Source organism: Mycobacterium sp. E3298, from assembly GCF_001666895.1.
In the GTDB taxonomy this organism is placed as follows: Bacteria; Actinomycetota; Actinomycetes; order Mycobacteriales; family Mycobacteriaceae; genus Mycobacterium.
Genome location: NZ_LZJB01000446.1, coordinates 1 through 10,639 on the forward strand (window position 1 = coordinate 1; position 10,639 = coordinate 10,639).

Below are 10,639 nucleotides of genomic sequence, written 5' to 3' on the forward strand. Positions count from 1 at the left end.
GCGCCGAGGTGCGGGGTGACCACCACCTGTGGCAGCTCGAACAGCGGGCTGTCGGTGCACGGCTCTTTGGCGAAGACGTCGAGACCGGCCGCCCGGACGTGGCCGCTGCTCACCGCCTCGGCCAGCGCGGCCTCGTCGATCAGGCCGCCGCGGGCGGCGTTGACGATGATGACGCCCGGCTTGGTCTTCGCCAAAGAGCCGTGCACCGACAGCCCGCTGTTCGAGCTGCCACAGGTGGTGGTCACCCCGCACCTCGGCGCATCGACGTCCGAGGCCCAGGACCGGGCGGGCACCGACGTAGCCGAAAGCGTGAAGCTCGCGCTGGCCGGGGAATTCGTGCCGGACGCCGTCAACGTCGGTGGCGGCGTGGTCAACGAAGAGGTGGCGCCCTGGCTGGACCTGGTGCGCAAGCTCGGCGTGCTGGCCGCCTCGCTGTCCGCCGGGCCGCCCGTTTCGGTGTCGGTGCAAGTGCGCGGCGAGCTGGCATCCGAAGACGTTGAGGTGCTGAAGCTTTCGGCTCTGCGCGGACTGTTCTCGGCGGTGGTCGAGGGGCCGGTCACGTTCGTCAACGCACCGGCGCTGGCCGACGAGCGCGGCGTCACCGCGGAGCTCACCACGGCCTCGGAGAGCCCGAACCACCGCAGCGTCGTCGACGTGCGCGCGGTCGCCGCGGACGGCAGCGCCGTCAACGTGGCCGGCACGCTGTCGGGGCCGCAGTTGGTGGAGAAGATCGTCCAGATCAACGGCCGCAACTTCGATTTGCGCGCCCGCGGCACCAACCTGGTGATCAACTACGTCGACCAGCCCGGGGCACTGGGCAAGATCGGCACCCTGCTCGGCTCGGCCGGCGTGAACATCCAGGCCGCTCAACTGTCCGAGGACGCCGAGGGCCCGGGCGCGACGATCCTGCTGCGGCTGGACCGGGACGTGCCGAACGAGGTGCGATCGGAGATCGGTTCGGCGGTGGGCGCCAACAAGCTTGAGGTGGTTGATCTGTCGTGAGGCGCGCCGGCGACCATGCAGAACGTGGTGATGAGGGGGCGGCGCAGTGAAGCTCGCTGTTATCGGCGGCGACGGTATCGGGCCGGAAGTCACTGCCGAAGCCCTCAAGGTGCTCGACGCGGTGCTGCCCGGTGTGGAGAAGACCGAATACGACTTGGGCGCCCGGCGTTTTCACGCCAGCGGTGAGCTCTTGCCGGAATCGGTGCTCGCCGAACTGCGCCAGCACGACGCCATCCTGCTCGGCGCGATCGGCGATCCGTCGGTGCCCAGCGGCGTGCTGGAGCGGGGTCTGTTGCTGCGCCTGCGGTTTGAGCTCGATCATCACGTCAACCTGCGACCGGGCCGCCTGTATCCCGGTGTGGCAAGCCCCCTCGCCGGAAACCCCGACATCGATTTCGTGGTGGTGCGTGAGGGAACCGAGGGTCCCTACACCGGCACCGGCGGCGCCATCCGCACCGGCACGCCCAACGAGGTTGCCACCGAGGTGAGCCTGAACACCGCCTTCGGTGTGCGCCGCGTCGTGGCTGACGCATTCGAGCGCGCGCAGCGCCGCCGCAAGCACCTGACGCTGGTGCACAAGACCAACGTGCTGACGTTCGCCGGCAAGCTGTGGGCGCGCATCGTGGCCGAGGTCGGGGAGCAGTACCCCGACGTCGAAGTCGCGTACCAACACGTCGACGCCGCCACCATCTTCATGGTGACCGACCCGGGACGCTTCGACGTGATCGTCACCGACAACCTGTTCGGCGACATCATCACCGACTTGGCGGCGGCGGTGTGTGGCGGAATTGGGTTGGCCGCCAGCGGGAATATCGACGCCACGCGGACCAACCCGTCGATGTTCGAGCCGGTGCACGGCAGCGCGCCGGACATCGCGGGCCAGGGCATCGCCGACCCGACCGCGGCGATCATGTCGGTGGCGTTGCTGCTCGCCCATATCGGCGAGGACGCCGCCGCTAGCCGGGTGGATCGGGCCGTCGGGGCCTATCTGGCAGCGCGTGGGAGCGAACGGCTCGCCACCACCGAAGTCGGCGAACGGATTGCCTCCGCGCTGTAGTTTCCAGGCCGGGCGGGAGCAGGCGCGCGGGAACCAAGGGCACCGCGATCACCGGGAACAGTCCGCACAATATCCACGCGTTCGGATATTTCGCGGCGGTGATCAAGGCGCCGAACAGCGGTGGCGCCGCGGCGGCCATCACCCGTTGGGTGGTGTTCTGGATGCCCAGGGCGCGCCCACTCCAGAACGGGCCGGCGAATTCGGTGATGGCCGTGGCCTCCAGCCCGTTGTCGAGGACGGCGATCACCGAGATGGCCACCATCAGCGGCGCCTGAAAGCTCGAATTCAGGGAATCGGCCCAGGCCAACAGGAACAGCGTGACGGCGGCCGCGCCCGCGATGAGACGCACCGGGCGCATTCGCGAACCGATCCGGTCGGACCAGCGGCCCACCAAGACGCGGCCGATGGCACCCAGCAGCTGCGAGAGGGTGACCAAACTGCCGGCGGCCGCGACCGACCAGTTCAGATTCTTGATCAGCCACACCAGCATGAACGTGACGGTCACCGTCTGCGGCACCATCATCAGACCGGCGACCGTGTGAATTCGCCACAGCGTCAACGACCCTCGGTAGGGGCTGGCGAGTTCGGTGTCGGTGGCTTTCTCCCGCGGCTTGCGCGGCGGGTCGATGATGCCGACCGCGCTGGCCGCCGCTCCCAGGGCGCACGCCAACGCCGTGAACCTGAGCCCGGTACTCGGTCCGTGCTCGGCCAGTTCGGGAATCACCAGCGCTCCCAAGGCGATTCCAAGGGGCTGCGCGGTTTGGCGGAAGCCCATCGCGAGGCCGCGTTGGTGCGGCGGGAACCACGCCGACACCAGCCGCCCGCCGGCGGTGTTGCAGCTCGCGGCCGCCATGCCGCCGAGAAACAAATAGGCGGCCATGAGCACCATCGAATGCGCCGAGGCCGCGGCGTAGGCCGCCACCGCGGTGAGCGCCGAACCCGCGGCCATCACCAGACGCTCGCCCACCCGGTCCAGGACGTAACCCCACAGCACCAGCGTGACGACCATGCCCCAGCTGGGCATCGAGGACAACAGACCGGCTTCGTCGAGCGGGATTCCCCGCGCCGATTGCAGCGAGGGGATCAGGAACGCGACGCCATTGACGAAGAGGAAGGAGCTCGCGGTGGCCACCAGCGATACGACCATGATGGACCAGCGCGCGCCCGCGCCCAGGTCCCGCGTCGCGGCCGTCCCGGTCTGCATCCCCCATGCTTGCATACGCGGCAAAACCGCTGGTAATACTCGTGTGCCTGCTGCCATTGCGATGAGGCAACCGCTCATTAGTAGGCTCAACGAAATGCGCCTTGGTCGAATCGCCAGCCCCGACGGTGTCGCCTTCGTCAGCATCGAGGGCGAACTCACCGATCCCGCCGCGATGATTGCCCGCGAGATCGCCGAGCATCCGTTTGGCACGCCGAACTTCACCGGCCGCTCGTGGCCGCTGCCCGACGTGCGGCTGCTGGCCCCGATACTGGCCAGCAAGGTGGTTTGCATCGGCAAGAACTACACCGATCACATCGCGGAGATGACCGAGCTCACCGGTCCGGCCGCGCAAGATCCGATCATCTTCCTCAAGCCCAACACGGCGATCGTCGGCCCGAATGTGCCGATTCGGTTGCCGGCCAACGCATCACCCGTGCATTTCGAGGGCGAGCTGGCCGTGGTCATCGGCCGGCCCTGCAAGGACGTCACGGCCGCCGAGGCGGCCGACAGCATCCTGGGCTACACCGTCGGCAACGACGTCTCGGCCCGCGATCAACAGAAGGCCGACGGCCAGTGGACGCGGGCGAAGGGACACGACACCTTCTGCCCGGTGGGACCGTGGATCGTCACCGATGTCGACCCGGCGGATCTCGAAATCCGAACCGAGGTCAACGGCGAAGTGAAGCAACACAGCCGCACCTCGCTGATGATCCATGACGTCGGCGCCATCGTCGAATGGATTTCGGCCGTGATGACCCTGCTGCCCGGCGACCTGATCCTCACCGGAACGCCGGCCGGGGTCGGCCCGATCGAGGACGGCGACACGGTGTCGATCACCATCGAGGGCATCGGCACCCTGTCCAATCCCGTGGTCCGTAAGGGCAAGTCGTGACGGCGGAAGCGAAAGTCCGGGTCCGGTTCTGCCCCTCGCCCACCGGCACGCCGCACGTCGGAATGGTCCGCACCGCGCTGTTCAACTGGGCCTACGCCCGGCACACGGGTGGCACGTTCGTGTTCCGGATCGAGGACACCGACGCCGAACGCGACAGCGAGGAAAGCTATTTGGCGCTGCTGGACGCGCTGCGTTGGCTCGGCTTGGACTGGGACGAGGGGCCCGAGGTCGGCGGGCCCTACGGCCCGTACCGCCAATCGCAGCGCAAGGAGATCTACCGCGACGTGGTGGCCAAGCTACTCGAAGCGGGCGAGGCCTACTACGCGTTCTCGACCCCGGAAGAGGTTGAGGCGCGCCACATCGCGGCGGGCCGCAACCCGAAACTGGGATACGACAACTTCGACCGGCAACTCACCGACGCCCAGCGGGCCGCGTTCCTCGCCGAGGGGCGCAAGCCGGTGGTGCGGCTGCGGATGCCCGACCAAGACCTCGGTTGGAACGACCTGGTGCGGGGGCCCACGAACTTCGCCGCCGGCAGCGTGCCCGACTTCGCGCTGACCCGCGCCAACGGAGATCCGTTGTACACCTTGGTCAACCCGTGCGACGACGCGCTGATGAGGATCACCCATGTGCTGCGGGGCGAGGACTTGCTGCCGTCCACCCCACGCCAGCTGGCGCTCTATCAGTCGCTGATTCGGATCGGCGTCGCCGAGCGCGTCCCGGAGTTCGCCCACCTGCCAACGGTGTTGGGGGAGGGGACCAAGAAACTGTCCAAGCGCGACCCGCAGTCGAACCTGTTCGCGCACCGCGACCGGGGCTTCATCCCGGAGGGGCTGCTCAATTATCTGGCGCTGCTGGGCTGGGCCATCGCCGACGACCACGACCTGTTCAGTCTCGACGAGATGGTGGCCGCGTTCGACGTCGTCGACGTCAACTCCAACCCCGCGCGGTTCGACCAGAAAAAGGCCGACGCGCTCAACGCCGAGCACATCCGGATGCTCGAGCCGGCCGACTTCGTGGGCCGGCTGCGCGACTACTTCGACGTGCACGGCCACCGCCTCGGGTTGGACGATCCGGCGTTCGCCACCGCCGCCGACCTGGTGCAGACGCGCATCGTGGTGCTCGCCGACGCGTGGGAGCTGCTGAAGTTCCTCAACGACGACGAGTACGGCATCGATCCCAAGGCCGCCGCCAAGGAGCTCGGCCCGGAGGCGGTCGCCGTGCTGGACGCCGCGCTGGCCGCGCTGGACGGCCTGTCGGAGTGGACGACAGCCCAGATCGAGCCCGCGCTCAAGACGACCCTCATCGAGGATTTGGGCCTCAAACCGCGCAAGGCCTTCGGTCCGATCAGGGTTGCGGCCACCGGAACGACCGTGAGCCCGCCATTGTTCGAATCGCTGGAGCTGCTGGGCCGTGAGCGCAGCCTGCAGCGGTTACGCGCCGCACGCGAAACGGTCGGCGGCTAGGCGAAGACATCGCGTGCGGATTGTGTGCCGAGTCTTTGGTAGTCTGCACTGCGGTTCGCAAAGGCCGACAACGGCTGGCAGCGGCGGTCCCCGGAGCGGCGCGTTATCGCTCAGAGTGACCGCTGACCAGCGGTTTTAGGCAGCCAATGGGGTATGGTGTAATTGGCAACACAGCTGATTCTGGTTCAGCCATTCTAGGTTCGAGTCCTGGTACCCCAGCAAAATCTCGCCACCTCAAGCGATTAGGTGGCCTTTGACGTGTGAGCTATGCTGACACCTCGGATCGTGTCTGGCCCCGTCGTCTAGCGGCCTAGGACGCCGCCCTCTCACGGCGGTAGCGTGGGTTCGAATCCCATCGGGGCTACAAAACTATTGACCGGTTCCCAACACGGCTGGTGCCGTGGACCCACCCACCGGCATGGCCGGCAGGCCGAGTTTGCGGTGATCCCATGACCGCGCGCGCTGAGCGACGATGCGCACGCAGACGCGCTTGTTCATCATCTGCTCCACGAAGGGCTTCATCTCGTCGGTGTAGGGCCCGGTGTAGCGCTCGAACACGCTGACCCCGACGCGGTGCGACACGTCGGGATCGTCGACGATCTCCGCGACGCCCTCGAATGAGACCCCACGCAGTGTGTCGTAGGTGTCGCCGTCCTCGATCAGGAAGCTCACCCGCGGATCCCGTTTGAGGTTGACCGCCTTCTGCGACTTGGCCTTGGTTTCCAGCCAGATTTCTCCGTCCACGACGGCGTACCACATTGCGGTCAGATGCGGCTGGCCGTCGGGGCCGACGGTGGCCAGCGTTCCGGTGCGGCTCTTGACGACGAAGTCGGCGATTTCGTCTTCCGACATGACGATGCTCGCGCGCTGATTGGTTCCCATGGCGGTCAGTCTGTCAGGCGACGTCCGGTCGAGCGTGCGCTGGTGGCGTTCAGTGTGCGCTGATGGCGTCGGGTGTGCGTGGGCGGCGGGATTTTGGCGACTTCGCCGCCATAGTTGCACTCGCAACGCCATCAATGCACACCCGACTTGGCGGCCCCTACAGCCGGCGGGTGAGCGCGTCGGCCGCGGACAACAGGTCGGCGGCCCAGCGCGCGCCGGGACGGCGGCCGATCCGGTCGACGGGTCCCGACACGGAGATGGCGGCGATGACGGCGCCCCGGCCATCGCGCACGGGAACCGACACGCTCGCGACGCCGGGCTCTCGCTCGGCCACGCTTTGCGCCCAGCCGCGCCGCCGCACTTCGGCGAGCGTGCGCTCGGTGAACTTCGCCGTCGGCAGCACCGCCTTTTGCGTCGCCGCGTCGCTGTGGGCCAGCAGCACCTTGGCGCCCGAGCCCGCGGTCATCGGCAGTCGAGCCCCGACCGGCACGGTATCGCGAAGGCCCGCAGCGGGTTCCAGGGCGGCCACACAGACCCGCGTCGTGCCTTCGCGGCGGTACAGCTGCACGCTCTCGCCCGTGGTCTCACGCAGCAGGGGCAGCACGCCCGCGCTGGCGGCCAGCAGCGGATCGTTGACGTGAGCGGCGAGCTCGGTGATGGCCGGGCCCAGTAGCCAGCGCCCTTCGTCGTCGCGGCCCAGCAGGCGATGGATTTCGAGCGCGGCGGCCAGCCGATACGCGGTGGCCCTGGGTAATCCGGTCCGTTCGCACAGTTCGGCCAGTCCGCACGGGGATTGGGCGATCGTGTGCAGGACACTCACGGCTTTGTCGAGGACGCCGATGCCGCTATGCTGTCTCACAAGAAGATACTAGCGTCTCGCATTCTGAGATCACAGCCCGTGGTGGATCGGCGAGCCGCGCACCAGGAATAGAGGCGAGTTTTCAGATGGGATCCGGCAAGCCGCGCACCCTGGCCGAAAAGGTCTGGGAGGACCACGTTGTGGACAAAGGGGCCGCTGACGCGCCCGACCTGATCTACATCGATCTGCATCTGGTGCACGAGGTCACCAGCCCGCAGGCCTTCGACGGTTTGCGCCTGGCGGGCCGGCCGGTGCGGCGCCCCGATCTGACGCTGGCCACCGAGGATCACAACGTGCCCACGGTCGACATCGACAAGCCGATCGCCGACCCGGTGTCGCGCACTCAGGTCGAGACGTTGCGCCGAAACTGCGCCGAATTCGGCGTCCGCCTTTACCCGATGGGCAATATCGAACAGGGCATCGTGCATGTCGTCGGGCCGCAATTGGGGCTCACGCAACCCGGAATGACCGTTGTCTGTGGGGATAGTCACACATCGACGCACGGCGCATTCGGCGCGCTGGCGATGGGCATCGGCACGTCGGAGGTCGAGCATGTGCTGGCGACCCAGACGTTGCCGCTGCGGCCATTCAAGACCATGGCGGTAAATGTCGACGGCGAATTGCCCGCCGGTGTGACGGCCAAGGACATCATTCTCGCGCTGATCGCCAAGATCGGCACCGGCGGCGGGCAGGGCCACGTCATCGAATACCGCGGCAGCGCCATCGAATCGCTGTCGATGGAAGCCAGGATGACGATCTGCAACATGAGCATCGAGGCCGGCGCCCGTGCGGGCATGGTGGCACCGGATGCCACCACCTTCGAATTCCTGCGCGACAAGCCGCACGCGCCGCAGGGCGAGCAATGGGAGGCGGCGATGCGCTATTGGCAGCAGCTGCACACCGACCCCGGCGCCGTCTTCGACACCGAGGTCCACCTCGACGCAACAACGTTGAGCCCGTTCGTGACCTGGGGAACCAATCCGGGGCAGGGCGTACCGCTGTCCGCGGCCGTGCCCGACCCGGAGCTGATGACCGGCGACGCCGAGCGGCAGGCCGCCGAGAAGGCGTTGGCTTACATGGACCTTCGCCCCGGCACCCCGATGCGCGATATCGCCGTCGACACCGTGTTCGTGGGCTCCTGTACCAACGGTCGCATCGAAGACCTGCGCGTGGTCGCCGACGTGCTGCGCGGTCGCAAGCTGGCACCGGGGGTGCGGATGCTCGTGGTGCCCGGGTCGATGCGGGTGCGCGCGCAGGCCGAAGCCGAAGGGCTGGGCGACGTTTTCACCGCCGCGGGCGCCGAATGGCGCCAGGCGGGCTGCTCGATGTGCCTGGGGATGAACCCGGACCAGCTGTCGCCGGGAGAGCGGTGCGCGGCGACGTCCAACCGCAACTTCGAAGGGCGGCAGGGGAAAGGCGGCCGCACGCACCTGGTGTCTCCGGCCGTCGCCGCCGCGACGGCGGTTCGCGGCACGTTGTCCGCCCCGGCCGATTTGAACTGATCCATTCGAGAAGAAGGCAAGAGCATGGAAGCATTTCACACGCACACCGGCATCGGTGTGCCGTTGCGGCGGTCCAATGTGGACACCGATCAGATCATTCCGGCGGTGTATTTGAAGCGGGTCACCCGAACCGGTTTCGAGGACGGACTGTTCGCCAGCTGGCGCTCGGATCCCTCATTCGTCCTCAACCTCAGCCCCTTTGACCGGGGGTCGGTCCTGGTCGCTGGACCCGATTTCGGGACCGGCTCGTCGCGCGAGCATGCGGTGTGGGCCCTCATGGACTACGGGTTCCGGGTGGTCATCTCGTCTCGATTCGGTGACATCTTCCGGGGCAACGCCGGCAAGGCGGGGCTCCTGGCGGCCGAGGTTTCGCAAGACGGCGTGGAACTCCTTTGGAAGCTCATTGAGCAGAGTCCGGGGCTGGAAATCACTGCCAATCTTCAAGATCGAAATATCACCGCGGGAACGACGGTGTTGCCGTTCAAGATTGACGACCACACCGCCTGGCGGCTTCTCGAGGGGCTTGACGATATAGCCCTTACGCTGCGGAAACTCGACAAAATCGAGTCATACGAGGCCGCGTATCCGAAGTGGAAACCGCGCACCCTGCCTGCCTCCTGAGCGGTCGTGACGACCGAAATTTCTTCTCGCTCACCTAACTAATTCGGGCGGAATTCCAGTCCCCCACCGGTCAAGGGCGGCAACCGGATTGCGAAAACTTCCGATTGTCCGACCCTGAAATTGCGCGTGGCTCTTGGAAATTTGCTGGGTGAGGGTTTACCGTGTGCACTAGTCGGTTCAAACAGAGGACCACTAGCGTCGGAGGGATTGGATGAATAAGGCAGAGCTCATTGATGTGCTCACACAGAAATTGGACACCGACCGTCGGCAGGCAACCGCGGCTGTCGAGAACGTTGTGGACACCATTGTGCGTGCCGTGCACAAGGGTGACAGCGTCACCATCACTGGGTTCGGTGTGTTCGAGCAGCGGCGTCGCGCGGCCCGGGTGGCCCGCAACCCGCGTACCGGCGAGACGGTGAAAGTTAAGCCGACTTCCGTGCCGGCGTTCCGGCCCGGTGCTCAATTCAAAGCGGTTGTGTCTGGGGCACAGCGTCTCCCGTCGGAAGGACCTGCAGTGAAGCGTGGTGTAGTGGCAAGTGGTGCGGCCAAGAAGACGGCCGCCAAGAAGGCTCCGGCGAAGAAGGCGGCCGCCAAGAAGGCTCCCGCCAAGAAGGCCGCCGCCAAGAAGGCTCCCGCCAAGAAGGCTCCGGTCAAGAAGGCGGCGACCAAGGCCCCGGCCAAGAAGGCCGCAACCAAGGCCCCGGCCAAGAAGACCGCGGCGAAGAAGGTCGTGGCGAAGAAGGCTCCGGCCAAGAAGGCCGCAACCAAGGCCCCGGCCAAGAAGACCGCCGCAAAGAAGGCTCCCGCCAAGAAGGCCACCGCGCGTCGCGGTCGCCGCTGAGGCATCGGTCGAGTTCTAGACGCGAATACCCTTCGGGGCGCAGCGATGCACCCGAAGGGTATTCGCGTGTTATGCCCGCACGTTGGCGGCCAGGGCGCCGCCGATGTGGTCCGCCGACACCAGCCGGCCGCCCGCGAGCGAGAGCACCCAGGTGCTGCCCTTGTGGTTGCGTGACTTGTCCGGGCGTACCCCGTCGCGTTCGCACCACCACGCGATCAAATCCGGGATCACCTTGCCCTGGGTGCAAATGACCGGTGTGCCTTGCTGCTCCGCGATGGCGAGCATCCGGTGCCGGCCGCGTTTGGGGCTCTTG

9 protein-coding genes, 2 tRNA genes and 3 pseudogenes are annotated in these 10,639 nt (G+C 67.1%); 9 read left to right on the top strand and 5 right to left on the bottom strand.

Features of this window, described 5'->3' with window-relative positions; genetic code table 11:
• Positions 1–197: pseudogene (locus A9X05_RS31250) on the bottom strand (NAD(P)-dependent oxidoreductase); the annotation flags it as partial.
• Between A9X05_RS31250 and A9X05_RS31255 the strand changes: the two are divergent.
• Both A9X05_RS31255 and A9X05_RS20905 read left to right on the top strand, forming a co-directional pair.
• Positions 184–1,002: pseudogene (locus A9X05_RS31255) on the top strand (ACT domain-containing protein); the annotation flags it as partial. The pseudogenes A9X05_RS31250 and A9X05_RS31255 sit on opposite strands and share 14 nt — an antisense overlap.
• Positions 1,003–1,048: 46 nt before the next feature.
• Positions 1,049–2,059: a 3-isopropylmalate dehydrogenase gene (locus A9X05_RS20905; protein WP_067783871.1), complete on the top strand. Its 1,011-nt coding sequence runs from the start codon at positions 1,049–1,051 to the stop codon at positions 2,057–2,059.
• Here A9X05_RS20905 and A9X05_RS20910 read toward each other — a convergent pair.
• A complete protein-coding gene (locus A9X05_RS20910) occupies positions 1,959–3,263 on the bottom strand; it encodes an MFS transporter (RefSeq protein WP_067783872.1) in 1,305 nt (434 codons plus the stop codon). The genes A9X05_RS20905 and A9X05_RS20910 overlap by 101 nt on opposite strands.
• Before the next feature lie 94 nt (positions 3,264–3,357).
• On the opposite strand from A9X05_RS20910, the gene A9X05_RS20915 reads away from it, so the two are divergent.
• From A9X05_RS20915 to A9X05_RS20930, 4 genes are all read left to right on the top strand, one after another.
• Positions 3,358–4,155 carry a fumarylacetoacetate hydrolase family protein gene (locus tag A9X05_RS20915; RefSeq protein WP_067758337.1) on the top strand — a complete coding sequence of 266 codons (798 nt, stop codon included), beginning with the start codon at positions 3,358–3,360 and terminating at the stop codon, positions 4,153–4,155.
• Positions 4,152–5,621 (top strand): glutamate--tRNA ligase, encoded by a 1,470-nt coding sequence (gene gltX / locus A9X05_RS20920; RefSeq protein WP_082971030.1) that lies wholly within the window; start codon positions 4,152–4,154, stop codon positions 5,619–5,621. The genes A9X05_RS20915 and gltX overlap by 4 nt, the downstream gene beginning before the upstream one ends.
• Before the next feature lie 147 nt (positions 5,622–5,768).
• A tRNA-Gln gene (locus A9X05_RS20925) sits at positions 5,769–5,840 on the top strand.
• Positions 5,841–5,912: 72 nt separating this feature from the next.
• Positions 5,913–5,985: transfer RNA gene (locus A9X05_RS20930), tRNA-Glu, on the top strand.
• 5 nt (positions 5,986–5,990) lie between these two features.
• Here A9X05_RS20930 and A9X05_RS20935 read toward each other — a convergent pair.
• Positions 5,991–6,503 carry a pyridoxamine 5'-phosphate oxidase family protein gene (locus A9X05_RS20935; RefSeq protein ID WP_067783874.1) on the bottom strand — a complete coding sequence of 171 codons (513 nt, stop codon included), beginning with the start codon at positions 6,501–6,503 and terminating at the stop codon, positions 5,991–5,993.
• Between the two features lie 157 nt (positions 6,504–6,660).
• The gene (locus A9X05_RS20940) at positions 6,661–7,362 is read right to left on the bottom strand and encodes an IclR family transcriptional regulator (protein ID WP_067758343.1); all 702 of its coding nucleotides are present in this window, start codon (positions 7,360–7,362) and stop codon (positions 6,661–6,663) included.
• A gap of 86 nt (positions 7,363–7,448) precedes the next feature.
• Between A9X05_RS20940 and leuC the strand changes: the two genes are divergently transcribed.
• The 3 genes from leuC to A9X05_RS20955 all read left to right on the top strand — a co-directional run bounded on the left by leuC (position 7,449) and on the right by A9X05_RS20955 (position 10,326).
• A complete protein-coding gene (gene leuC / locus A9X05_RS20945; protein WP_067758346.1) occupies positions 7,449–8,864 on the top strand; it encodes a 3-isopropylmalate dehydratase large subunit in 1,416 nt (471 codons plus the stop codon).
• 24 nt (positions 8,865–8,888) lie between these two features.
• Entirely contained in the window at positions 8,889–9,485 is a 597-nt protein-coding gene (leuD, locus tag A9X05_RS20950; protein WP_067758349.1) for a 3-isopropylmalate dehydratase small subunit, read from the top strand.
• A 211-nt stretch (positions 9,486–9,696) separates the two neighbouring features.
• Positions 9,697–10,326 (top strand): HU family DNA-binding protein, encoded by a 630-nt coding sequence (locus A9X05_RS20955; RefSeq protein WP_067758352.1) that lies wholly within the window; start codon positions 9,697–9,699, stop codon positions 10,324–10,326.
• A gap of 69 nt (positions 10,327–10,395) precedes the next feature.
• Here the strand turns inward: A9X05_RS20955 and A9X05_RS20960 are convergent.
• Positions 10,396–10,639 (bottom strand): annotated as a pseudogene (locus A9X05_RS20960) (NUDIX hydrolase); the annotation flags it as partial.

Bases quoted from the DNA above. Each gene is read 5' to 3' on its own strand.
- A9X05_RS20915 (WP_067758337.1), top strand. From the start codon at position 3,358: ATGCGCCTTGGTCGAATCGCCAGCCCCGACGGTGTCGCCTTCGTCAGC.
- A9X05_RS20910 (WP_067783872.1), bottom strand. From the start codon at position 3,263: ATGCAGACCGGGACGGCCGCGACGCGGGACCTGGGCGCGGGCGCGCGC.
- leuC (WP_067758346.1), top strand. From the start codon at position 7,449: ATGGGATCCGGCAAGCCGCGCACCCTGGCCGAAAAGGTCTGGGAGGAC.
- A9X05_RS20955 (WP_067758352.1), top strand. From the start codon at position 9,697: ATGAATAAGGCAGAGCTCATTGATGTGCTCACACAGAAATTGGACACC.
- A9X05_RS20935 (WP_067783874.1), bottom strand. From the start codon at position 6,503: ATGGGAACCAATCAGCGCGCGAGCATCGTCATGTCGGAAGACGAAATC.
- leuD (WP_067758349.1), top strand. From the start codon at position 8,889: ATGGAAGCATTTCACACGCACACCGGCATCGGTGTGCCGTTGCGGCGG.